We start from the raw sequence: 23,678 nt of genomic DNA, 5'->3' as shown, positions 1-23,678 counted from the left end.
GCGGCGCAGGGCGCCGCGGGAGGGCGGATCCGGGCGGGCGGGAGCCCGCAGGACCGTTACGCCGGAATCAGCGTCCTGCGCCTGCGCCGGCGCGGCGCGGCCGCCGGCAGGCGCAGCTCGATGATCGAGCGGACCGTGGGCCATTCCTCGTCGAGGATCGAATAGAAGGCCGTGCTGCGCACCGCCCCGTCCAGCCCCCGCGAATGGGCCCGGCGGACCCCCTCGCAGGTGAAACCGAGACGTTCCATGGCGGCCCGCGAGCGCCCGTTGCGGGCGTCCGCCCGCAGCGAGATGCGGCGCACGCCCCAGGTCTCGAAGGCGTGGCGCAGCATGAGCAGCTTGGCCTCGGTGTTGATGCCGGTCCCCTGCGCGGCCGGGGAGAGCCAGGTGTTCCCGATCTCGGCCGCGTCCGGGATCGCCGTCGCCGGATCCCCGAAGGGCACCCCGGGCACGGCGGGCCAGACGAGGGGCCCCTGCCAGTAGTCGAGTTCCAGGAACCGGGTCGACCCGACCACCCGCCCGTCAGAGGCTCTGACCACGGCGAACGCAAGGGATCGACCCGCTGCCTGATCGGCGAGGGCACGGTCGATGTACTCGTGGGACGCCTGCAACCCGTGCGGCACGGGAGTGAAGGCGTAAGTCGTACGATCCTCGGCCCCGGCCTCGGCCAGTGCCTCGGTGTGGTGGGGGGCGAGGGGCTCGAGCCGCACGGAGCGGCCGGCGAGGAGTACGGGTACGGGCACGGAGCCTTCGGTCCTTCTGGGCGGTGGGGTGGTTGCACAGTCTGCGTCACTGACGTCACCCCCCGCGCAAAACGCGGGTGAAAGGCAACGGGCTGTCAGGTGAACGCGGGTGGCTCAATGTAGCCCCTTAGGGTCCTCTCATGAACCCCCTATTTGGCAATGGCGCAAAGTGTGTTTTCGATGACTTTGGTCCGACGGCCGCAGCGCCCGTGATCCTGGTCCACGGACACCCGTTCAACCGCTCGATGTGGGCCCCGCAGACGGCGGCGCTGACCGCGGCCGGGTACCGCGTCATCGCCCCTGACCTGCGAGGATACGGGGAGAATCCGGCGACGGAGGAGAAGACCCCGCTCTCCGTCTTCGCCGACGACCTGGCGGCGCTCCTCCGGGACCTGGGTATCGAACAGGCGGTCGTCGGAGGAGTGTCCATGGGCGGGCAGATCGCGATGGAGCTCAGGTTGCGCCACCCGGGTCTGGTGAGGGCCCTGGTCCTCTCCGACACCTCCCCGGTTCCGGAGACGGAGGAAGGGGCGGAGCTCCGCCGGAGGACCGCCGAGCGGCTTCTTGCGGAGGGGATGGATCCGTATGCCGAAGAAGTCATTGACAAGATGCTGGCGCCCTACAACGTCACCGGCCAGCCGGAGGCGGCCGCCCGGGTCAGCGCCATGATGCGGGCCACCGACCCGCGGGGCGCCGCCGCCGCGCTGCGCGGCCGGGCCGAGCGGCCCGACTACCGGCCCGTGCTCGCCGCCCTGCCCCCGGAGGTGCCCTGCCTGGTGCTGGTGGGCGCCGACGACGTCTACACCCCGGTCGCGGAGGCCGAGGCCCTGTGCGCCCTCGTCCCGCACGCCCGGCTCGCCGTGATCGAGCGGGCCGGGCACCTGCCGGGCGTGGAGCAGCCGGAGGCCTTCAACCGGGCCCTGCTGGAGTTCCTGGGCGGCCTCTGAAGCGCTCCGCACCGGGCCGCCCGGGGCCCCGGTGTCCTGCCGGGGGCCGCCCGGGGCTTCGGGGGCGGCCCGGTGCGGCCCGGCCCGCGGACCCCGATTGGCCCATCTGGCAGACCGCCGACCGGCCCACTCCGGCGGGCCGCTGCGGTGATCCAATGGACCGGTGACGATACGGTTCCTGCCCGCGCCCGGTGCGCCCCGCCGCCTGGCCGCCGCCCAGTTGAGCAACTCCGTCGGCGACGGCGCCTACTACGTGTGCTCCGCCCTCTACTTCACGCGCGTGGTGGGCCTCTCGCCCGCCCAGATCGGCCTCGGCCTGACCGTCGCCTGGGCGGTCGGCTCGGTCGCCGGGGTGCCGCTGGGCGCCCTCGCGGACCGGCGGGGGCCGCGCGGCACCTCGGTGCTGCTGGCGCTGGCCACCGCCGCCTCGGTGGCCTCCTTCCTGTTCATCCGCTCCTTCCCGGCCTTCCTGTGCGCCGTGGTCCTCTACGCCGTCTCCCAGTGCGGGCTCGCCGCCGCCCGCCAGGCCCTCCTCGCCGGCCTGGTGGCCCCGCAGGAGCGCACCGGCGTGCTCGCCCACCTCCAGTCCACCCTCAACGCGGGACTGGCGCTGGGCGCGGCCCTGGGCGGCCTCGCCCTCGGCGCCGGCACCGAGCGGGCCTACCTCGTGGTGTTCGCCCTCGACGCGGCGAGCTTCCTGGCCTGCGCCGCCGTGCTGCGCGGCCTGCCCCCGGTCGGGCCCGCCCCCGGCCGGGCGGCGGGGGAGCCACGGCTGGCGGTGCTGCGCGACCGGCCGTACGCCCTGGTCACGCTGTTGAACGCGGTCCTGCTGCTGCGGATGCCGCTGCTGAGCCTGGCGATCCCGCTGTGGATCGCCGAGCGCACCCAGGCGCCGGGCTGGCTGGTGTCGGCGCTGTTCGTGCTCAACACCCTCGCCGTGATGCTGTTCCAGGTGCGCCTGGCCCGGCCCGTCACCGGCCTGGACAGCGCCGGGCGGGCCCTGCGCACCTCCGGCGTGGTCATGGCCCTGTCCTGTGCGGTGTTCGCCGTTTCGGCACTGCCCTCCTCGGGGTGGGCGGCCGCGGGGCTGCTCGTGGCCGGCGCGGTGCTGCTGTCCGACGCCGAGATGCGGCAGTCGGCCGGGTCCTGGCAGATCGGCTTCTCGCTGGCCCCCGCCGAGCGGATCGGGCAGTACCAGGGCTTCTTCGGCACCGGCGTCCCCGTCGCCCGCACCCTGGGCCCGCTGCTGCTGACCGCGCTGCTCCTGCTGTGGGGGATCCCCGGCTGGCTGCTGCTCGGCGGCCTGCTGCTGGCGGCCTCGTTCGCCATGGGCCCGGCGGCCCGCCGGGCCGGGGCCAAGGCCGCGGGCGACAGCGGCCGGACGCGCGCCGGCGCGGCCTCGCCCGGGCTCTCCTGATCCCCTCCCGGCGCCCCCGGGCCGCGCGGGCCCCTGCGATCATGCGGGGATGGACTTCGAGGACGTACTGGGCGGGCTGGCCGCCGTCGGCCCCTTCTTCACCGTTCCGTACGGCGAGGAGCCGCCCGGACCGGGCTTCCGGCCGCTGACGGAGCTGTACGGGAAGCAGCTCGGCCCGTACGTCGCCGAGGTGGGCCGGCGGATCCGCTGCGGGCCGGACCGGGTGGCGGCCTCGACCGCGCAGTTCGGGATCGTCTCCCGGCTCTGGTCGCTGGGCCTCGGCTGCGCGGCCCTGGGCGGGCGGGTGCCGGACCTGGCCCCGGACCGGGTGTGGTGGCGGCTGCCCGACGCCGGTCCGCTCCAGCTGTGGCTGCCGGCCCCGGCCGCCGTCCTGCCCGCGGAGGCGCTGGGGGAGACCGTGCTGGGCAACCTGGCCGTGCTGGATTCCGCGCTGCGGCGGGCGTACGGGGTCTCGGAGCGGGTCCTGCGCGGCAACGCCGCCTCCGGGCTCGTCGGCTCCCTGCGGGTGCTGCTCGACCGGGTGCCGGGGGACACCGCCGTGCAACTGGCCGCCGCCCTGCTGGCCGACGGCGGGGCGCTGGCGGGCACCGGGGAGTTCGTCCACGAGGAGGGCCTCGGGGTGGCCTTCGTGCGCCGCAGCTGCTGCCTCTACTACAAGGTGCCCGGCGGCGGGCTGTGCGGGGACTGCGTCCTGCGGACCAGGTAGCGCGAAGGGGCCGTCGGGCAGTTGCCTCCCGACGGCCCCGCTCGCGGTCCCTGCTAGAAGGTCAGGTTCCAGGAGTCGATCTTGCCGGTGTCGCCGCCGGCGTTGTCGTTCACCCGCAGCTTCCAGGTGCCGTTGGCGACCTCCGAGGAGGCGTCGACGGTGTAGGTCTGGTTGATGTTGTCCGTGCTGCCGCCGGCCCGGTTGTGGACCGTGTAGACGGTGCCGTCGGGGGCGACCAGGTCGACCTTCAGGTCACCGATGTAGGTGTGGACGATGTTCACTCCGACCTTGAGGGTGGCCGGGGCGTTGCCGGTCACACCGCTGACGGTGATCGGGCTCTCCACCGTGGTGTTGTCGCCGATCGCGAAGTCCGCGGTGTTCTCGAAGTACTTGCCCGCGGGCGGGGTGGCGCCGACCGCCTTCAGGGCGTCGACCTGGCCCTCGCCGAAGAAGGAGTTGCTGGCCGTCGTACCGGTGCAGCGGCCGTCCGCCGGGCAGGCGATGTCGTTGGCCTGGGTGGCCAGCTTGTCGCGGATCTGCGCCGGGGTGATGCCCGGGTTGGCGCTGGCGATCAGCGCGGCGACGCCCACCACGTGCGGGGTGGCCATCGAGGTGCCGCTCTTGGTGCCGTACTTGCCGCCCGGCAGCGTGGAGTAGACGTCCTGGCCGGGGGCCGCGACGTCGATGACGCCCTGGCCGAAGTTGGAGAACGAGGCCTTGGTGGTGCCGGTGCCGTTCGCCGCGACCGTGACCACGCCCGGCAGCTCGGTCGGGATGTCCAGGCAGGCGTTGGTGATGGTGCGGGTGACCGGCGTCGAGTCGTTGGGGCTCGCGGTGTCGGTCGTCTTGTGGGCGAGGTCGTAGTTCTCGTTGCCCGCAGCGGCGACCTGGAGCGAGCCCTTGCCCTCGGCGTACTCCTGGGCGCGCTTGACGCCCTCGATGATGGCGGCCTGGTCGATGTTGTCCGGGCAGTTGAACTGCCACGGGTCGGTGTAGTAGCTGTTGTTGGTGACCTTGAAGCCGTGGTCACCGGCCCACACGAACCCGCAGATGGTGTTCTCGGCGAAGAAGAACGAGTTGCCCGGCTCCGCGACGCGGACGGCCGAGATCTTCACGCCCGGAGCCACGCCGACGACGCCCTTGCCGTTCTTGGCGGCGGCGATGGTGCCCGCGACGTGGGTGCCGTGCGTGTCGACGTCACGCCAGGCGCCGGTGCGGGTGTCGGGCTTGCCGTAGGCGCAGGACACCGAGTCCGCCGCGTTGAAGTTCGGCGCCAGGTCCTGGTGCTGGTCGTCCACACCGGTGTCGAGGATGCCGACCTTGACCGAGGCGGAGCCGGGGTTGACGGCCCAGGCCTGGTCCGCCTTGATCTGCGTCATGTCGGCCCGCGCCGGCTCGCCCGCCGGGGTGGTGGCCTGCGCCGGGTTGGCGGGCAGCGCCGGGTTGTAGGCGTCGGCGGGCACGTCCGAGGTACGCGTCGCGCCGACCTGCTGGACCCCGCTGACGCCGCGCATCGTGGCGGCGAAGGAGGCCGAGGAGGAGTGGGCGACGATGACGCCGATCTGGTCGAAGTAGGAGAAGACCGTGCCGCCGTTGGCGGTGACGGCCGAACGCACCGCCGAGCTGTCGCCGGGGGCGGTGATCACGAGGTAGGCACGGGTGCCGGCAACCCAGGTCGCACTCTGGGAAGAAGCCGGGGCCGAGGCCTTGGGGGCCTTGGGGGCCACCGCGACGGGGGAGCCCGAGGGGCCGACGGGAGCGGTGCCGGCGAGCGCGGCGGGAGCTCCGAAGGTGAGGGCGGCGCCCAGGGCGGCAGCCACCACCAGGGCACGTCGAGGTCGACTGGATATGTGGGGTATCAAAGCGTCCTCCGATGACCCGGCGCTGGTGCGGGTGGCACCTGCGGGGCCGTACGAAACGAGTGGTGGACGCAAGATGTCAGACGCGCGGCCCGGTAGGGAAGTACCTTTTGCAGCGCTCGACTTGAGACGCCGTGGCCGAAACCCGATGGTCCGCGGCCGGTGTGGGCGTTCCGCTCCCCTTCGCCGGACTTGCGCCCTCGTGCGGCCCGCCGGGCGCGGAGGGTCCGGATCCGGCCCGGCGCCGGGAGGAGGGGGCGGCGCCGGGCCGTGCACCGGCCGGGCTGGGCACCGTGGGGGCGAGCCCTGCCCGGCCGGCCTGCGGGGTGTGCCGGTTCAGACCGGCACACCGTCCTTGGGGCCCGCCGCGGGGCCGGGGAGGGCGGCCGGGGGATCCGTGGGGGCGTCGTCCACGAGCACGGACTCGTCGAAGGGCAGCCGCCCCGCGAGGACTTCCGCGGCCCGTTCCCGGTCGAACTCCTTGGTCCACGTGCCGATGAGGACCGTGGCGACCGCGTTGCCCGCGAAGTTCGTCAGGGCCCGCGCCTCGCTCATGAAGCGGTCGATGCCCACGATCAGGCCCACCCCGTCGACCAGTTCCGGCCGGTGCGACTGGAGCCCCCCGGCGAGGGTGGCCAGTCCCGCCCCGGTGACCCCGGCCGCGCCCTTGGAGGCCACGATCATGAAGAGCAGCAGCGAGACCTGCTCGCCCAGGGCCAGGGGCTTGCCCATGGCCTCCGCGACGAACAGCGAGGACATCGTCAGGTAGATGGCCGTGCCGTCCAGGTTGAAGGAGTAGCCCGTGGGCACGGTGATCCCGGTGACCGGTCGGGAGACGCCCAGGTGCTCCATCTTCGCGATCAGCCGCGGCAGCGCCGACTCCGAGGAGGAGGTGGACAGGATCAGCAGGAACTCCCGTCCCAGGTAGCGCAGCAGCGCGAAGATGCTGACGCCCGTGCACAGCCGCAGCAGCGTGCCCAGGACCACGACCACGAAGATCAGGCAGGTGGTGTAGAAGCCGATCATGATCACGGCCAGGGACTTCAGCGCGTCGACACCGGTCGCCCCGACCACCGCCGCGATCGCCCCGAACGCACCCACCGGCGCCGCCCACATGATCATCGCCAGCACCCGGAACACCAGCTTCTGCACGTGCCCGATCCCGCGCAGCACCGGCTCTCCCGCCGGTCCCATCGCCTGGAGCGCGAACCCGCACAGCAGCGCCACCAGCAGCGTCTGGAGCACCTGGCCGCCGGTGAAGGCCGAGACCAGGGTGGTCGGGATGATCCCCAGCAGGAACTCCGGCGTGCTCTGCGCCCCGCCCGCCTTGGCCTGGGCCTCGCCCGCGTGCCGGGCCGCCTCCGTCAGGTGCAGCCCGCTGCCGGGCTCCAGCAGGTTCCCGACGACGAGCCCGATGGCCAGGGCCACCGTGGACATCACCATGAAATAGCCGAGGGCGAGACCGCCGACGGCGCCCACCTTGGCGGCCTTGCGGACCGAGCCGATCCCCAGCACGATCGTGCAGAAGATCACCGGCGAGATCATCATCTTGATGAGGTTGACGAAGCCGGTGCCCAGCGGCTTCAGCTCGACCGCGGTACCGGGCGCGGCGAAGCCGACGACGATGCCGAGCAGCACCGCGGCGATCACCGCGATGTAGAGGTAATGGGTTCTGTCGCGTCTGGCGGCCACGTGCGCCTCCTGGAGGTGAATGCGTTCCGGGAGACCATCGCCCACGCTGTGACCCCGGTCACCCTTGCGTTCATTGAGTTCACGGCCCGGTGCACACTGAGCGCCATGTTCCGCTTCGCCCGTCCGCCCCGTAGCCTCGCCGGCCAGCTCTTCGCCATGCAGGTGCTGCTCGTCGCCCTCGTCGTCGCCGGCTGCGCGGTCTTCGCGTACGCGACCGCCCGCGGCCAGGCCGAGGACGCCGCCCGGCGCCAGGCCGGGGCCGTGGCCCGGGCCGTCGCCGACTCACCGTCCGTGCGGACGGCCGTACGGGACGCGGCGCGCGCGGGAACGGACCCCACGGGCGCGCTCCAGCCGTACGCCGAGCAGGTGCGGGCGGACGCCGGGGTGGACTTCGTGACGATCATGGCCCCCGACGGGCGGCGCTGGACCCACCCCGACCCGCGGCGCATCGGCGAGCGCTACCTCGGCAACACCGCCCGGGCACTGCGCGGCGAGACCTTCAGCGAGACCTACACCGGCACCCTCGGCCCGTCCATCCGCGTGATCACCCCGCTGACCGGGCCGGGCGGTGCCGTCGTCGGCCTGGTCAGCGCCGGGATCACGGTCCGGGCCATCAGCGCCAGGCTCGCCCAGCAGCTGACCGCCCTCGCCTGGGTGGCGGCGGGGGCGCTGGCACTCGGCGGCGTCGGCACGTACGTGGTCAACGCCCGGCTGCGCCGCCACACCCACGGGCTGGACGCCGCCGGGCTGAGCCGGATGTACGACTACCACCAGGCGGCCCTGCACGGGGTGCGGGAGGGGCTGCTGCTGCTCGACGGCCACCGCAGGATCACCCTGATCAACGACGCGGGCCGGGAACTCCTGGGCCTGTCCGGGGAGGTCACCGGCGCCGGCGTGGACGCCCTCGGGCTGCCCGCCCCGCTCACCGGTGCCCTGCTCGCCGACCGGCCCCGGGTGGACGAGGTGCACCTGACGGCGGAGCGGGTGCTGGTGGTCAACAGCGCGCCGGTGGCGGGCGGCGGCCGCCGCGGGACGGTGGTCACCCTGCGGGACCACACCGAACTCCAGGCCCTCACCGGGGAGCTGGACCACGAACGGGGCTTCACCCAGGCGCTGCGCTCCCAGGCCCACGAGGCGGCCAACCGGCTGCACACCGTGGTCTCCCTCATCGAACTGGGCCGCAGCGAGGAGGCGGTGGAGTTCGCCACCGCCGAACTGGAGCTGGCCCAGGCCCTGACCGACGAGGTGGTCACCGCCGTCGGCGAGCCGGTGCTGGTCGCGCTGCTGCTCGGCAAGGCCGCCCAGGCGCACGAGCGGGGCATCGAGCTGCACGTCACCCCGGACAGCGGCGCGATCGAGGCCGGGCCGGGGCTGCCGCCCGCCCGGGACCTGGTCACCGTCCTCGGCAACCTCGTCGACAACGCCCTCGACGCCCTCACCGGGGTACCGGGCGGCCGGATCGCCGTCACGGTCCGCCGGGACGCCGACGGGCTGCTGCTGCGGGTCGCGGACAACGGGCCCGGGCTGCCGGAGGGCGTGGACGTGTTCCGGCGGGGCTGGTCCGGCAAGGGGGAGGGCCGGGGCCTGGGCCTGGCCCTGGTGCGCCAGGTGGCCCACCGGCACGGGGGCTCGGTGGAGGCCGGCGACGCCCCCGCGGGCGGGGCGGCCTTCACGGCCCGCCTGCCGCTGCCTCCGGCGGACCGCCCGGCCCCGCCCGACGGCCCGCCCGGCCGTGCCGGGGCCGAGGGCGTTCCGGCGGCCTACCGCGTTGCCCGTCCGCCCGTCGGGGGCGGTGCCGTATGAGCGCGCCCGTGCGGGTCCTCGTCGTCGAGGACGACCCCGTCGCCGCCGACGCGCACGCGCTCTACGTCGGCCGGGTGCCCGGGTTCACCGCCGTGGCGGCCGTCCACACCCTCGCGGAGGCCGGCCGGGTCCTGGAGCGCACCCGGGTCGACCTGCTGCTGCTCGACCTCACCCTGCCGGACGGCAACGGTCTGCGCTTCGCCCGCGCGCTGCGCGCCTCCGGGCATCCGGCCGACGTGATCGCGGTGACCTCGGCGCGGGACCTGGCCGTGGTCCGCGAGAGCGTCTCCCTGGGAGTCGTCCAGTACGTGCTGAAGCCCTTCGCCTTCCCCACCCTGCGCGAACGCCTGCTGCGCTACGCCGAGTTCCGGGCGGCCGCCGGCGAGGCCGTGGGCCAGGACGACGTGGACCGGGCGCTCGCCGCCCTGCGCGCGCCCGCCGCCGCCCAGCTGCCCAAAGGGCTCAGCGCCCCGACCCTGGACCGGGTCGCGGCGCTGCTGCGGGAGGCCCCCGAGGGGCTGACCGCCGCGGGGGCGGCCGGGGCGGCCGGGATCTCGCGGATCACCGCCCGCCGGTACCTGGAGCACCTGGTGGACACCGGCCGTGCGGACCGCGCCCCCCGGTACGGCCAGGTCGGCCGCCCCGAGCTGCACTACCGCTGGCGGGCGGCGGAGGCGGGCTCGGTGTCGAAGGCGTAGAACTTCCGGTGGTCGAGCATGTCGGCCGGGGTCACGTCGTTCCAGGGGCGCATGGTGTCGCGCAGGTCGACGACGTTCGGGGTGCCGGCGGCCGGCAGGTACGGCGAGTCGGGGTGCTTCGCCTGCCAGTCGGACCACAGCTTGTCGATGAAGGCGTGGTGCATCCAGAACACCGGGTCGTTCGGCGAGACCCCGGTGGCCATCTGGCCGCCGACCCACACGTGCACCCGGTTGTGCAGGTTGGCGCCGCGCCAGCCCTCCAGGTTGTTGCGGAAGCCGTTCGAGGCGCTGTTCCACGGGGCCATGTCGTAGACCGGCATCGCGAGTACCGCGTCCACCTCGGCGCGCGTCGGCAGCTGCGCCACGCCCTCGCCGAGCGCACGGCGCAGGTAGGAGCGGCCGTCGACGCGGACCGACACCTCCCACTTGCCGGTCGCGTACGCGAACGGGCCGTCCATCACCTGTCCGTCGCGGGCCCGGCCGGTGCCGCCGAGGAAGTCGGCGGCCCAGAGGGAGGAACGGGTGGTGCGGTCGGCGGTCCAGTCCCAGTACGGGATCGAAACGCTCTTGTCCACCGCCTGAAGAGCCGCCTCGAACTCGAGGAGGAAGCGGCGGTGCCAGGGGAGAAAGGAGGGGGAGCGGTGGCCGACGCGGTCGCCCGAGTCCGTGTCGCTCATGATGAACCCGTTGTGGGTCGTCACGAAGCGGTCGTAGCGGCCGGTGCGCTTGAGTTCGAGCAGCGCGTTGGTGAAGGCGCGCTTCTCCTCGGCGGTCAGCGTGGCCTGGTTCTTGCGCACGGTCATCACATACCGCCCATCTGCATCGGGGCCAGCTGGGAGCCCTGGAGCTCGCGCACGGCGGCACGGGCCAGCGAGGTCGGGTCGGCGAAGGTCTCGTAGTGGTTGACCACGCTGATCCAGGTCCCGTCGGCGTTCTGCATGACGTGCAGCTCGCGGCCGTCTATCCGGACGCTGGGCGTTCCGGCGCCGCCGTGGTGGCCGCCGTGGTGTCCGCCGCCCAAGGCGGGCGATATCTGGATGCGCCGGCCCATGTACACCTCGTCGACCGTGCCGGCCGGGGTGGTGGCCGCGGCGCGGGAGTCGGTGGCGGCGGCGTGCGCGGTGGCGCCTGCGATGCCGAGGACGGTGAGAGCGCCGGCGGTGGTGCCCAGGGCCTGCCGGCGGGTGATCTTGTTCATGGCCGAAGAACTATCAGCGGCCGGAGGGCAGTTGGCCGGAATCCGGACATCGGCGGATAAGTTCTATGTAGAACAAATTAAATGATCTTCCTGTCCGGATCGGCTCCAGTGATCCGGACGGGAAGATTGACGGCGGAAATGTCATCCGGCGGTAAGTTTTCCGGTCCGATGGTACGCATGTGGACGGGGTCACGCTCTGGAGTCGGCCGGAAGCGGTGCCGGAATCCGCCATTCCCGATCAGTCCTCAAGCGCCCTTGAAGTCCTATTTGCAGCGACTCACGCCCTATAGTCCCGATATGGCTCTTCATCAGACGAAGGACACGCGCACCGAGGACACCGACACGGACGTCTTCGTGTCCGCCCTGAGCGGCCAGGTCCTCCCCAAGTACCGGATGCCCGAGGACCACGCGTCCTCCGAAGTGGTCTACTCGCTCCTGCGCAACGAGCTCCTGCTCGACGGCAACGCCGCCCAGAACCTCGCCACCTTCTGCACCACCTGGTCGGATGACGGCGTGCACCGGCTGATGAACGAGTGCCTCGACAAGAACATGATCGACAAGGACGAGTACCCGCAGACCGCCGAGATCGAGGCCCGCTGCGTCAACATCCTGGCCGACCTCTGGAACGCCCCGGCCGGCACCACCGGCACCGGCTGCTCCACCACCGGCTCCAGCGAGGCCGCCATGCTCGGCGGACTCGCCCTCAAATGGCGCTGGCGGGCCCGCCGCAAGGCCGAGGGCGAACCCGCGGACCGCCCCAACCTGGTCTGCGGGCCGGTCCAGATCTGCTGGGAGAAGTTCGCCCGCTATTTCGACGTCGAACTCCGCCAGGTCCCCCTGGAACCCGGCGCCACCGGCCTGCGCCCCCACCAGCTCGCCGCCCACGTGGACGAGAACACCATCGGCGTCGTCGCCATCCTCGGCGTCACCTACACCTGCGACTACGAACCCGTCGCCGAGCTCGCCGCCGCCCTCGACCGGATCCAGGAGGAGCACGGCTGGGACGTCCCCGTCCACGTCGACGCCGCCAGCGGGGGCTTCGTCGCCCCCTTCCTCCACCCCGACGTGGTCTGGGACTTCCGGCTGCCGCGCGTGGCCTCGGTCAACACCTCCGGCCACAAGTACGGGCTCGCGCCGCTGGGCGTCGGCTGGATCGTGTGGCGCACCGCCGACCTGCTCCCCGCCGAGCTGGTCTTCGACGTGGACTACCTCGGCGGGGACATGCCCACCTTCGCCCTCAACTTCTCCCGCCCCGGCGGCGAGGTCATCGCCCAGTACTACCTCTTCCTGCGCCTGGGCCGGGCCGGCTACCGCCGTGTCCAGCAGGCCTGCGCCGACACGGCGCAGTACCTGGCCGGCGAGATCGCCGGGCTGGGCCCCTTCACCCTGCTCTACGACGGCCGGGGCGCCCTGCCCGCCGTCTCCTACACCCTCGCCGATCCGGGCGGGGCCGGGTTCAGCCTCTACGACCTCTCCGACCGGCTGCGGATGCGCGGCTGGCAGGTGCCCTCGTACCCGCTCCCCGCCGACCGCGAGGAGACCGTCATCCAGCGCGTCCTGATCCGGCACGGGGTGACCCGCGACCAGATCGCCCTGCTGGTCGAGGACATCCGCCGGGCCGTGGCCCACCTGCGCGCGGTCCCGCAGCTCACCCCGGCCACCCCCAGCCGCTCGGGCTTCCACCACTGACCCGGCCGCGCCCCCTCAGCCCGACGAGGCCTGCCAGCGCATCCCCAGGGCCGTCAGCGCGGCCACCCGCTCCGGCGCCAGGCGCGCCGCCCGGGAGCGCTGGTTGGCGATCCACGAGCCCAGCCGCAGCTCCTGCCCGCCCACCCGCTCCACATGGGGCCGCGGCACCCGCAGGTGTCCCTCGCGGGCGTGGAAGCGGCGGGCCGCCTCCAGGTGCGCGGCCCAGGCCTCGGCGTGGCTGAGCCGCGGCGGCGGCCGTTCCTCCTCCGCGGCCGGGGCCAGCCCCAGCGTGTGCTCCAGCAGCCACCGCTGCGCAAAGGCAAGCCGCTCCCAGCCCAGCCGCTGGGCCCGCACCCACAGCCCCAGGTCCTCGCCCTGCACCACCACCTGCCCCGGTCCGGACGGAACGGTGCCGCCCGCGTCCAGATGGGCCCGGGTCAGCTGGAAGCCGCGCTGCCAGCCGATGTCCCAGGCCGGACACCAGGCCGGGTCGATGGCCTCCAGCGCGTCCCGGCGCTCCTGCGCGAGCGCGCCCGGGCCCTCGCGGCGCGCGGCGGCCCGGTTGTTCTTCATCCACACCCCGACCGGCACCCCGTGCCAGGTGGCGTCCACCGGCGGCAGCAGGTGCCCGTGCTCCGCAGCCCAGGCGCGGGCCGCCGCGAGCCCTTCCTCGAAGGCCACGTCGAAATGGCTCCACACCATGCCGAGTTCGTCCAGCTCCCGCATCCGCTCCCGCCCCAGCGCGCCGCGCCGGTAGGTGCGCCGCGCGTCCGCGATCCACTGGCCGAGCGGGAACCCCGCCAGGGCGGACGGCCACTCCTCCCGGTCCGCCGGAACCCTGAACGCGAATGGCACCTTCAGGTCCCCGGCCGTCGCCGCGTAGACCCGGGCCGCCTCCGCCCCGCGCCGCCACCGGGTGTGCTCGGGGTTGAGCACCCGCAGCCGGATGAAGGCCGCCAGCAGCGCAGGATCGCGCGGCGTGGAAAAGCTCAGCAGGGCCCGCGCCCCCGCACCGGGCCCGGCCGAGGTCTCGGCCGCCGCCGGGGCCTTCGCCGCCGCGCTCGGGGCCTGCGGCTGGGCCAGGGCCTCCACCAGCCGGGAATCGTGCGCCCGCAGGGCCTCCAGGAGCCGTGCGAGGTCCCCGTACGCCCGCGAGGTCAGCATCGACTCCGGCGACTCGCCCGGCCCCAGCAGCACGGGCACCACCAGCGAGGCCACCTTGCCCTCACCCGGCCGGATCCGCAGCGCCCGCCCGACCGCCTGCACCAGATCCGGCATGGAACCGCGGACGTCCGCCCAGAAGACGGAGTCGCACTCCTTGGTGTCCACCCCCTCGCCGAGCACCCGGACGCTGCCGAGGAAGGCCTTGTCCGCCACCCGGTCCGCGGCGAACGCGTCCAGCACCCGCCGCCGGTGCGCCGCCGTGTGCTGCCCGCACAGCCAGTCCGCCCACACCGTCCGCGGGTACACCGGCCGCGGGCTCCGGCTCGCCGCCCGCATCCGCGCCGCGACCGCCGGCAGCCCCGCGGCGAAGGCCTCCGCCTCCTTCGTCAGGTGGTGGAACACCAGCGTCCGCCGGAAGCCCTGGTCCGCCGCGGCCTTCACCAGCGCCGCCTGGAGCGCCGCGAGCCGCATCCCGCGCACCCGGTCCGACCGCCCGTCCGCCCCCAGCAGCACGGCCGACTGGAACCCGGGATCGCTGACGTCCACGCACACCACCCGGTACGGGGCGCAGATGCCCCGGTCGATGGCCTCGGACAGCGACAGGGTGTGGCAGCGGGAGCCGAACGGCCCCTCGGGATCGTCCTCCATCGAGGCGACCAGCTCGCCCCGCCCCCGCGGCTCCCGGCCGCCGCCCTGCTCCTCTTCCTCCTCGTCGGCCTCTTTGCCGTCGCGCCACACCCGGGGCGTGGCGGTCATGTACAGCCGGCGCAGGGAGGGGATCCGCGCGTTGTCGTGCACCACCGCCCAGGGCTTGCCGATCCGGCCCGAGGTCCGGTGCGCCTCGTCCACCACGACCAGGTCCCAGGACGGCAGCCCGGCCAGGTGCGCCCGCTCGATGGTGCCCAGGCCCAGCGAGGCGTACGTGGCGAACACCGTCACCCGCTCCAGCGGCCGGGCGCTCCAGCGGGCCAGGACGCGCGGATCGGTGGTGGTGGGCACCCCCACGTCCTCGCCGCGCAGCGAGCACACCGCCAGTGCCCGCCCGGTGCGGCCGCCCTCCCGCCAGGCGGCGACGGTCTGCACGAGCAGGTCGAGGGAGGGCACCAGGACCAGGACCCGGCCGGCCCGCAGCTCCTCGGAGGAGCGCACGGCGACCAGGGACTTCCCGGACCCGGTGGCCATGATCACCTGGGTCCGCAGCCCCTGCGCGGGCACCCGGCCGTCGGCGGGCAGCTGGAGGGCGCGCACGACGGCGTCGACTGCCTCGCGCTGATGGGGCCGCAGCTCCTTCCTCGGCACGCACCTCACCCCGCCCGCTCGCTGATCTGCTCCTCGGCCTCCAGGGTCTATCTTGCCTGCATTCTGAGTCAAAGAGGAGGATGCGGGACGGGACCCGTCAGCCGCGCGCGCCGAAGTTCTGCGTCCACCACGGGCCGCCGGCCCCCGGGTGCATGCCGACACCGATGTCCTTGAAGGAGCAGTTGAGGATGTTCGCCCGGTGGCCCGGGCTCTTCATCCACGAGTCCATCACGTCCTGCGCCGTCTGCTGCCCCCTGGCGATGTTCTCGCCGTAGGTGGACCAGCGGTACCCGGCGGCCGTCGTCCGGTCGCCAGGGTCCGCGCCGTCGGGGTTGGTGTGGTCGAAGAAGCCCCGCCGCGCCATGTCGTCGGAGTGGCCCTGCGCGGCCCTGTCCAGCTGCGCGTCCTCCTTGACCGGACCGCAGCCGGCCGCCGCGCGCTCGGAGTTGACCAGGGCGATCACCTGCCCGACCACCCCCGCCGGGGCGGGCGCGGGCGCGGGCGGCGCGGGCTTGGGCGGGTTGCTGCGGGCCGGCCCGGGCGCCGGGGCCGAGGACTTCGGGCTGCCCTCGGACGGCGACGGCGAGGCCGAAGGGGAGGGCGAGGCCGAGGGGGAGGGCGAGGCCGAACCGGAAGGCGAGGCCGAAGGGGAGCCGGAGGGCTGCGCGGAGGCCGTGTCGGGCGCGGAGAGCGCGGCCAGGGGCGAGGCGGAGGTCGCACCGCCCGCCTCGACGCCCTTCTCGCCGGGCGTCGTCGTCAGGTAGACCAGACCGCCGCCCGCCACGCACGCGGCGATCACCGCCCCGCCGATCGCCCGGCGGCGGTTCTGACGCCGCTTGCGCTGCGCCCCCCGGCCGCCGGACGGGTCACCCGCACCGGTGTCCCCGCCCTTGCGCCGGGCCGCCCTGCCCGGACCGGACACCACCGGGCTCAGCTGCGTCGCCGCGTCGGCGAAGGCCACCGGGGCGGCGTTCGCCGTCACCGCGGCACGTACGCCCGTCATGAGCGCCGCCGCCACCGGGACCAGCGCCAGCCCGGCCAGCAGCCCCTCCGCCGGCATCAGACCGTTCCACAGCCCGGAGCAGCGCAGGCACTCCCGGGCGTGCCGGGCGATGCGCTTGCGCCACAGCGGCGAGGGCCGGCCGTCCCAGGTGCCCGTCATCGCCCGTATCTGCTCGCACGGCGGCTGCGCCTCCAGGGCCCGCTCCACCACCCGCGCCGATTCCAGCTGTGCCTTCATCCGCTGCACCCGCACCGCCGTGTGCTGCGGGGTCAGCTCCAGGGCCGCCGCCACGTCGGCCCGGGTCAGCTCACCGGCGCACTCCAGCCACCACAGCGACAGCAGCGCCCGGTCGTCGGGCTCCAGCCAGCGCGTGGCGCGGGCCGTCTCCCGGCGCTGCCCCGACAGCTGGAGCCTGACCACCGTCAGGTCGGCGAAGTCGGCGCCGGGGTCGGCGATGTCCTGGGCCGCTTCCAGACCACTGGCGCCCGGGACGCCACTGCGGGACTGCCAGTGCGCCCGTATGCGGTTCATGGCGATGGCCACCAGCCAGGACCGGAAGTTCTCGTCCGCACGCAGGGTGCCCAGGCCGTCGAGCGCCCGCAGCATGGTGTCCTGCACCACGTCGTCCACGTCCACGGAACCGTTCAGGGCCCGGCCGACGATGTTGTAGACGAGCGGCAGGTGGACGCCGACCAGCTCGTCCTGCGCACGGGGGTCGCCCGCGCGGGCCGCTGCCACCAGCTCTGCCGTGTGCTGTGTACTCATGTGAACTTCCCTGTCCGTACCGGCGGTCGATGATGTCCGACAACTGGGAGACCGTCGAGAGGGACCCCGATAACACTTATCCGGAAGAACTTTTTATCCGGAGGAGGATCTCCGGCGCCAGCCGGGCCCCGGATGTGTAAGGTCTGGACCAATAAGTCCCCGTGCACGATGCCGAGTTCCCTGCGGGGAACGTCCGGGAGGGCCCGCCCGTGTCCCTGCGTCCGTACGAAGTCATAGCCGCCCAGCGCCTGCTCCCGGTGCTGCGCAGCGGCGGCGCCGACGAGACCGTCCGCACCACGCGGACCCTGCTCGCCGCCGGCTGTCGCGCCGTGGAGCTCACCACCTCCATACCCGGCTGGCCCGGGGCCGTCGCCCGCGCCGCCGCCCTCCGCGACGCGCTGGGCCGCCCGGCGCTCATCGGCGTGGGCACCGTCACCACCGCGGCCGACGCCGAGGCGGCCCTCGACGCCGGGGCGGGCTTCCTGGTCTCCCCGTACCCCGCCCCCGAGGTCCGCGAGACCGCCGCGCGGCGCGGGGCGGCCTTCGTGGAGGGCGGCTACACCCCCGGCGAGATCGCCGCCGCCGTCCGCCGCTCGGGCGCCGCGAAGGTCTTCCCGGCCCACGTGGGAGGCCCGGAGTTCCTCCGCTCCCTGCGCGCCGTCCTCCCCGGCGCCCTGCTGATCCCGACCGGCGGCATCGCACCGGGCGAGGTCCGCACCTGGCTCGCGGCGGGCGCGACGGCCGTCGGCATCGGCGGCGGCCTGCCGACGGACCCGGCCGAACTGGCGGCCCTGTTCGCCTCCCTGGCGGCGTACCCGGCCGGGCCGGGCGCCCGGCGGGCCTCCGCGCACGCTGCCAGCCGGGCCGTACCGCCCGAGGGGGCCTCCGTACTGTCCGGGGGACCGGCCGGGCCGGGCGCGGAGCTGTCCGTTCCGGTCGAGGGGCCGGCCGGGCCGGGCGGGGAAGGGTAGTCGTGGCCGCTTCCCCGGACGCCGGGCCGTACGACGTCCTCGTGCTCGGCGAGGTGCTCGTCGAGGTCCATGCCGAAGCCCCGCTGCGCGAGGCCGCCGACGGGACCGCCGCCCGGATCTCCTACTCCGGCGACGCCCTCAACGCCGCCGCTGCCGCAGCGGCGGCCGGAGCGCGCACCGCCCTGCTCGCGGTCGTCGGGGAGGACGAGCTGAGCGTTCCGCTGCTGCGCCGGGCCGCCGAGGTGGGCGTGGACGTCTCCCACGTCCACCGCGCCCCGTACCCCAACGGCGCCTACCTGCTCAGCGCGGACACCGACGGGGAGCGCGAGTTCGTCTACTGGCGTACCCGCAGCGCCGGGTCCACCCTCTCCCCGTCCCATGTCGAGGCCTGGCAGGGGCTGTTGACCGGCGCCGGGGCGCTCATCACCGGCGGGATCGCCGGTGCGCTCTCCCCGGCCAGCCGTGAGGCGGTGCTCGCCGCCGCCCGGACCGTCCACGGGGCCGGCGGCCACGTCACGTACGACCCCAACTTCCGCCCCCGGCTGACCGGACGAGGCGAGGCCCGCTCCCTGCTGGCGGCGGTGGCCCCGCTGACCGGGCTGCTCAAGGCCTCCTGCCCCGCCGACTCCCTCGCCCTCGTCGACACCGCCGACCCCCGCACGGCCGCCGCGCGCTACCGGGAGCTGGGCGCCCGCGCCGTCGCGGTCACCGCCGGGGCAGGCCGGCTGCTCCTGGACGAGGGCGCCCGCGCGGCGTACCACCCCGTCCCGGTGAACCCCGCTCCCGTCGACGCCACCGGTGCCGGGGACTGCTTCACCGGCACCGTCACCGCCCGGCTCGCCCTCGGGGATCCCCTCGCGGAGGCGGTGGCCCACGGCGTCGCGGCGGCCTCCCTGTCGGTGTCGGGGCGCGGGGGCACCGGCAGGGTCCCCTCCTTCGCGCAGACGGCGGCGCTGGCCGCGACGCTCCCGCCGCCTACTCCCCTCCCGCCCGGGCCTCCCCTTCCGCCCACACCTCCTCTTCCGCCCAGGCCTCCGCTTCCTCCCGCAGCTTCTCCTCCAGGCTCTTCTCCGCCGGCCGCGCGTACGGGAGCGGATCGGTGACCCAGCCCGCCGCCAGGACCAGCCGCGAGGTGCGGTGCACGGCCAGGAAGCCGAAGGGGCGGTCGAAGCGGACCTCGGCCCGGCGGGTGCGGTAGCGCAGCCGAGGGGGCGCCGCGCAGCCCGGCGCCGCGGCGACGGCCGTGACTGCGGCGGCCTCGAAGCCCTCCGCCTGGAACCGCGCCACCGCCGACTGCCGGGCCGAACCGATGGCCAGGGGCTCGGAGCTCACCCCGGGGAAGTGGCCGCGGCTGTCGTCGCGCGCCTGCTCCAGGCCGAACAGCCGTGCCCGCTCCAGGAGGTCGTGCTCGGCCCGTACCTCGAAAGCGGGGGTCTCGACCACGAGCCGGGGCTCGGGCGTCAGCGCGAGCTCCCGGGCGATGGTGAGGCCGGGACCGGGGCGGCCCTCCGGGAGCAGGCTCGCGGGGGTGAGCGGGCGGGCGCCGGTGACGGCCTCGATGCCGGTGGTGAGGACCCCGCCGGTCCCGGCGCCGGGTTCGCCCAGCACCAGGTGGACGTCCACGCCCGTGTCCCCGACCACCTCCAGCAGGGTCACCGCCCCCTTGGGTCCCTGCGCCACCGCGGCCCGTTCGAGCAGGGCCGTGCTGCGGTACAGCATCCGCAGGGGCAGCCCGGCCCAGGGGCCTTCGGCCGCCTTGCCGGGCCATTCCAGGAACGGCCGGATCCACTTCGTCTTCAGGGTGAGGGCCGAAGCCAGCACCAGCTTCGTGCCGTGCGGCCCTTCGGTCAGCGTGACCGGCATGTGCTTGACCATCCCGCCCGTCCGCCGGTCGGCCCACGCGTCCAGTGCCTTGTGGCCGGCCGCCGCGTCGCCGCTGAGGGTGCCGTGGCCGCCCGGCGCCAGCCGCTCCAGCCAGGCGGCCTCCAGCGGCAGGTCCGCCCGGGTCCACAGGCCCGTCGCCGCCCGCAGCCCCCGTACGCCGTCCAGCGCGGCCAGCAGCTCCCGCGCGGCCCCGGCCGCCCGCTCGGCGGGCATGCCCAGGGCCTCCGCCAGCTCCGTCCGGGCCGGGCCCGCCGCCCCGTCCGCGAGCGGGGCGAGCAGCGGCCAGACCCCGGCCGCGGTGAAGACCGTACCGGCGTCACCTCCGTGGGCTTCGGCCCAGCGCGCCGTGAGCCGGTTGACCGCCCGTACCGTCGAGTTCTTCATGTTCATGGCGGGGGAGGGTACGGGGTGGGAAGGGGCCCTGCCGAATCCTTTCTGCGCAGCAGGGTTCCGGGGTGCGGCCCGGTCCGAAAAACATCGTCCACGCCCCTGGGCTCCTCCGCGCCCCGTCGCTACCCTCCGCGCATGATTCCCACGGTGGTCTGGGGCACGGGCAACGTAGGACGTGCGGCGATCCGCGCCGTCGAGGCCCACCCGGCGCTCGAACTCACGGCAGTGATCGTCCACAACCCCGCCAAGGTCGGCCGCGACGCGGGCGAACTCGCCGGCCTCGACCGCAGGCTGGGGGTGGCGGCGACCGACGACATCGCGGCGGTGCTCGCCGCCCGCCCGGCCGCCCTCGTCTACGCGGCCTCCGGCGACGTCCGCCCCGACGACGCCCTCACCGACATCACCCGGGCCGTCGCCGCCGGCGCGGCCGTCGTCAGCCCCGCCCTCTACCCGCTCTACGACCACCGCAGCGCCCCGCCGGAGTTCCGCGACCCGGTGCTCGCGGCGATAGCCGAGGGCGGCGGCTCCCTCTTCGCCTCCGGCGTCGACCCCGGCTGGGGCAACGACGTGCTCCCGCTCCTGCTGAGCGGCCTGGGCACCACGGTGGACGCGATCCGCTGCCAGGAGATCTTCGACTACTCCACCTACGACCAGCCCGACTCCGTCCGCCACCTGGTCGGCATGGGCCAGCCCATGGACTACCAGCCGATGATGCTGATGCCCTCCGTGCCGACGATGGTGTGGGGCGGGCAGATCCGGATGATGGCCCGCGCCCTCGGCGTCGAACTAGAGGACATCCGCGAGACCTGCGACCGGCGCGCCCTCGACACCACCGTCACCACCCCCACCATGGGCGAGTTCGAGGCCGGCACCCAGGGCGCCATCCGCTTCGAGGTCCAGGGCATCGTCGGGGGCGAACCCCGGCTCGTCATCGAACACGTCACCCGCATCCACGCCTCCTGCGCCCCCGACTGGCCCGCCCCGCCCGACGGCGGCGCCGGCGCCCACCGCGTCGTGATCGAGGGCCGCCCCCGCATCGAGGTCACCGTCGAGGCCACCGACGAGGGCGAGAACCGTTCGGCGGGGGGCAACGCCACCGCCGTCGGACGGCTGGTCGGCGCCATCGACTGGCTGGTGGAAGCGGAACCCGGGCTCTACGACGCCCTCGACGTCCCGCTGCGCCCCGCAGTCGGCAAACTCGGAAGGAAACAGCCATGAGGATCGACGTCCCCGACGGCCAGCACCCCATCGAGTACGTATGGGGCGACCTGGTCCCCGGCATCGGCATGGCGGCCGCCAACTTCTCCCTGTCCGTCTACGCCCACACCACCCTGGGCCTGCGCGAGTTCGAGGCGGCGCGGCTGCGCATCGCGCAGATCAACGGATGCGTCTTCTGCCTGGACTGGCGCACCGACCGGGACGGCGAGAAGGTCGAGGAGGACTTCGCCGACGCGGTGACCGAATGGCGCACCACCAAGGCCTTCGACGACCGCACCCGGCTGGCCGCCGAATACGCCGAGCGCTACGCCCTGGACCACCACAACCTCGACGAGGAGTTCTGGGAGCGGATGACGGCGCACTACAGCCAGGTGGAGATCGTGGAGCTCAGCATGAGCATCGGCTCCTGGCTCGCCTTCGGCCGGCTCAACCACGTCCTGGGCCTCGACAGCGTCTGTGTGCTGCCGGGCAGCTGAACGGTGCCGGGGCCGGCCGGGGCGCGCGCTGCGCCCGGCCGGCCCCGGTGACCGTGACCGTCCCGCGTCAGAGGTCCGTGGCGATGATCTTCTCGATGTTCCGCTCGGCCAGGGCCGTGATCGTCACGAACGGGTTGACGCTGGTGTTGCCGGGGATCAGCGCTCCGTCGATGACGTACAGGCCCGGGTGGCCGTGCAGGCGGCCGTAGTTGTCGGTGGCCTTGCCCAGTACCGCACCGCCGAGCGGGTGGTACGTGAGGTGGTCGCCCCAGACCTTGTTGGTGCCGAAGAGGTCGCTGCGGTAGATCGTCCCCTCCTTCGCGTTGATCTTGTCGAAGATGGTCTTCGCCATGTCGATGGACGGCTGCTTCCAGGCCGTCTGCCAGTTCAGCTCGACCTTGCCCGTCGCCGCGTTCCAGGAGAACTGGGCGCGGTTGGGGTTCTTGGTGATGGACAGGTAGAACGAGGCGTACGTCTCGATGCCGGTCGGCAGCGGGGCCACCTCGGCGAAGGCGCCGCCCGCGTCCCAGTTGTCGATGCCCCCGCAGGGGATGGACGCCTGGACCTTGCCGGTCGGGTCCCACATGTGGTTCGCCCGGCCGCACATGACGTTGCCGTTGTCGCCCCAGCCCTTGCCGATCTCGTCGTTGAGCAGCGGCAGGGCCCCGGTGGCCTTCAGGCGGACGAGGAGCTTGCTGGTGCCGACGCTGCCGGCGGCGAAGAAGACCCGGTCGGCGGTGACGGTCTTGACGGCGACGACGTCGCCGGTGGTGTTCAGCTCCTCCATGGCGACCGTGTAGCCGCCACCGTCCGAGGGGGAGACGGTGGTGACCCGGTGCAGGGGGGAGATGGCCACCTTGCCGGTCGCCCGGGCGGCGGCGAGGTAGGTCTTCTGGAGGGACTTCTTGCCGGCGTTGTTGCCGTAGAGGATCTCCCCGTCCACGGCGGACTTGGGGACGGTGCCGGCCACCTCCTGCTTCATGTAGTCCCAGTCGTAGACGTCCGGCACGAAGACGAAGGGGAAGCCGGAGCGCTGGGCGTGCTTGCGGCCGACGCGGGCGAACTGGTAACAGTCCACCGTCTCGAACCAGTCGGGGTCGATGAGGCCCACCCCGAGGCCGGCGTTGGCCCGCGGGTAGTAGGTGGAGTACATCTCGTCGGCGTCCACCGTGGGGAGGATGGCCGCGAAGTTCTGCCGCTTGGGGGTCACCGCCATGCCGCCGTTGACGAGCGAGCCGCCGCCGACGCCGCGGCCCTGGTAGACGATGATCCCGCCCATCTCCTCGGCGTCGAGGATGCCCGTGTACTTGGGGACGTCCTTGTCGATGGGGAAGCCGAGGAAGTTGCTCAGGGGCGCCTTGGTGCGGGTGCGCAGCCAGAAGGAGCGGTAGTCGGGCCTGGTGGTGTTGGCGAAGATCTTGCCGTCGGTGCCGGGGGTGTCCCAGGCCATGCCCATCTCGATCATGTGCACGTCGACACCGGCCTGGGCGAGCCGCAGCGCGGCCACGGAGCCGCCGTAGCCGGTGCCGATGACGAGGGCCGGGACATGGGCCCCGGACGCGATGGGAGCGGGGGCGAAGGCGGAGCCGGTGGCGGGATTGGCGCGGGCCGGGGTGGTGTTGACCGCGAGGGCCATGGCTCCCAGAAGAGAACTGGTTCCAGCGATGAATCCGCGTCGCGATACGCCCGTGGATACCTTGCTGTGCAGGGATTTGTCACGCATGTGGCGTTCCTC

18 protein-coding genes and 1 pseudogene are annotated in these 23,678 nt (G+C 74.0%); 10 read left to right on the top strand and 9 right to left on the bottom strand.

Features of this window, described 5'->3' with window-relative positions:
* Positions 1 to 56: 56 nt before the first annotated feature.
* On the bottom strand, positions 57 to 743 hold the full coding sequence (locus BX286_RS03275; RefSeq protein ID WP_079431001.1) for a GNAT family N-acetyltransferase: 687 nt from the start codon (positions 741 to 743) through the stop codon (positions 57 to 59).
* A 140-nt stretch (positions 744 to 883) separates the two neighbouring features.
* On the opposite strand from BX286_RS03275, the gene BX286_RS03270 reads away from it, so the two are divergent.
* From BX286_RS03270 to BX286_RS03260, 3 genes are all read left to right on the top strand, one after another.
* Complete coding sequence (locus tag BX286_RS03270) at positions 884 to 1,690, top strand: alpha/beta fold hydrolase (RefSeq protein WP_100862246.1); 807 nt, start codon at positions 884 to 886, stop codon at positions 1,688 to 1,690.
* A 163-nt stretch (positions 1,691 to 1,853) separates the two neighbouring features.
* Positions 1,854 to 3,107, top strand: a complete 1,254-nt coding sequence (locus tag BX286_RS03265; protein ID WP_079431003.1) for an MFS transporter — start codon at positions 1,854 to 1,856, stop codon at positions 3,105 to 3,107.
* A 49-nt stretch (positions 3,108 to 3,156) separates the two neighbouring features.
* Entirely contained in the window at positions 3,157 to 3,834 is a 678-nt protein-coding gene (locus BX286_RS03260) for a (2Fe-2S)-binding protein (protein ID WP_079431004.1), read from the top strand.
* Between the two features lie 53 nt (positions 3,835 to 3,887).
* Here the strand turns inward: BX286_RS03260 and BX286_RS03255 are convergent, their stop codons facing one another.
* Complete coding sequence (locus BX286_RS03255) at positions 3,888 to 5,657, bottom strand: S8 family serine peptidase (protein WP_079431005.1); 1,770 nt, start codon at positions 5,655 to 5,657, stop codon at positions 3,888 to 3,890.
* 372 nt (positions 5,658 to 6,029) lie between these two features.
* Complete coding sequence (locus BX286_RS03250; RefSeq protein WP_121014480.1) at positions 6,030 to 7,385, bottom strand: cation:dicarboxylate symporter family transporter; 1,356 nt, start codon at positions 7,383 to 7,385, stop codon at positions 6,030 to 6,032.
* A gap of 156 nt (positions 7,386 to 7,541) precedes the next feature.
* On the opposite strand from BX286_RS03250, the gene BX286_RS03245 reads away from it, so the two are divergent.
* Positions 7,542 to 9,188, top strand: coding sequence for a sensor histidine kinase (locus tag BX286_RS03245; RefSeq protein ID WP_261993609.1), 1,647 nt, complete (start codon positions 7,542 to 7,544; stop codon positions 9,186 to 9,188).
* Entirely contained in the window at positions 9,185 to 9,886 is a 702-nt protein-coding gene (locus tag BX286_RS03240; protein ID WP_079431007.1) for a response regulator, read from the top strand. Before BX286_RS03245 ends, BX286_RS03240 begins: the two co-directional genes overlap by 4 nt.
* Here BX286_RS03240 and BX286_RS03235 read toward each other — a convergent pair.
* Together BX286_RS03235 and BX286_RS03230 are read right to left on the bottom strand one after the other, a co-directional pair.
* Positions 9,841 to 10,689, bottom strand: coding sequence for a tyrosinase MelC2 (locus tag BX286_RS03235; protein WP_079431008.1), 849 nt, complete (start codon positions 10,687 to 10,689; stop codon positions 9,841 to 9,843). The genes BX286_RS03240 and BX286_RS03235 overlap by 46 nt on opposite strands.
* Positions 10,689 to 11,084 (bottom strand): apotyrosinase chaperone MelC1, encoded by a 396-nt coding sequence (locus tag BX286_RS03230; RefSeq protein WP_121014479.1) that lies wholly within the window; start codon positions 11,082 to 11,084, stop codon positions 10,689 to 10,691. Before BX286_RS03230 ends, BX286_RS03235 begins: the two co-directional genes overlap by 1 nt.
* 297 nt (positions 11,085 to 11,381) lie before the next feature.
* Here BX286_RS03230 and BX286_RS03225 point away from each other — a divergent pair, with 297 nt between their 5' ends.
* The gene (locus BX286_RS03225) at positions 11,382 to 12,773 is read left to right on the top strand and encodes a glutamate decarboxylase (RefSeq protein WP_121014478.1); all 1,392 of its coding nucleotides are present in this window, start codon (positions 11,382 to 11,384) and stop codon (positions 12,771 to 12,773) included.
* A 15-nt stretch (positions 12,774 to 12,788) separates the two neighbouring features.
* Here the strand turns inward: BX286_RS03225 and BX286_RS03220 are convergent, their stop codons facing one another.
* The gene (locus BX286_RS03220; protein WP_121014477.1) at positions 12,789 to 15,236 is read right to left on the bottom strand and encodes a DEAD/DEAH box helicase; all 2,448 of its coding nucleotides are present in this window, start codon (positions 15,234 to 15,236) and stop codon (positions 12,789 to 12,791) included.
* 97 nt (positions 15,237 to 15,333) lie between these two features.
* Positions 15,334 to 17,004 (bottom strand): sigma-70 family RNA polymerase sigma factor, encoded by a 1,671-nt coding sequence (locus BX286_RS03215; protein ID WP_100862243.1) that lies wholly within the window; start codon positions 17,002 to 17,004, stop codon positions 15,334 to 15,336.
* Between the two features lie 209 nt (positions 17,005 to 17,213).
* Here BX286_RS03215 and BX286_RS03210 point away from each other — a divergent pair, with 209 nt between their 5' ends.
* Both BX286_RS03210 and BX286_RS37345 read left to right on the top strand, forming a co-directional pair.
* Positions 17,214 to 17,975 (top strand): bifunctional 4-hydroxy-2-oxoglutarate aldolase/2-dehydro-3-deoxy-phosphogluconate aldolase, encoded by a 762-nt coding sequence (locus tag BX286_RS03210; protein WP_261993328.1) that lies wholly within the window; start codon positions 17,214 to 17,216, stop codon positions 17,973 to 17,975.
* Positions 17,976 to 17,977: 2 nt separating this feature from the next.
* Positions 17,978 to 18,886: pseudogene (locus BX286_RS37345) on the top strand (PfkB family carbohydrate kinase); the annotation flags it as partial.
* A gap of 64 nt (positions 18,887 to 18,950) precedes the next feature.
* Here the strand turns inward: BX286_RS37345 and BX286_RS03200 are convergent.
* Positions 18,951 to 20,249 carry a serpin family protein gene (locus BX286_RS03200; protein ID WP_187344070.1) on the bottom strand — a complete coding sequence of 433 codons (1,299 nt, stop codon included), beginning with the start codon at positions 20,247 to 20,249 and terminating at the stop codon, positions 18,951 to 18,953.
* A gap of 135 nt (positions 20,250 to 20,384) precedes the next feature.
* Between BX286_RS03200 and BX286_RS03195 the strand changes: the two genes are divergently transcribed.
* Positions 20,385 to 21,467, top strand: a complete 1,083-nt coding sequence (locus BX286_RS03195; RefSeq protein ID WP_121014476.1) for a dihydrodipicolinate reductase — start codon at positions 20,385 to 20,387, stop codon at positions 21,465 to 21,467.
* Positions 21,464 to 21,943: a carboxymuconolactone decarboxylase family protein gene (locus BX286_RS03190; RefSeq protein ID WP_121014475.1), complete on the top strand. Its 480-nt coding sequence runs from the start codon at positions 21,464 to 21,466 to the stop codon at positions 21,941 to 21,943. The genes BX286_RS03195 and BX286_RS03190 overlap by 4 nt, the downstream gene beginning before the upstream one ends.
* A gap of 67 nt (positions 21,944 to 22,010) precedes the next feature.
* Here the strand turns inward: BX286_RS03190 and BX286_RS03185 are convergent, their stop codons facing one another.
* Positions 22,011 to 23,666 (bottom strand): GMC oxidoreductase, encoded by a 1,656-nt coding sequence (locus BX286_RS03185; protein ID WP_100862241.1) that lies wholly within the window; start codon positions 23,664 to 23,666, stop codon positions 22,011 to 22,013.
* Positions 23,667 to 23,678 lie beyond the last annotated feature (12 nt).

The organism is Streptomyces sp. 3211.6 (assembly GCF_003634815.1).
Taxonomy (GTDB): Bacteria; Actinomycetota; Actinomycetes; order Streptomycetales; family Streptomycetaceae; genus Streptomyces; species Streptomyces katrae_A.
This window is presented reverse-complemented; position numbering and strand designations above follow the sequence as displayed.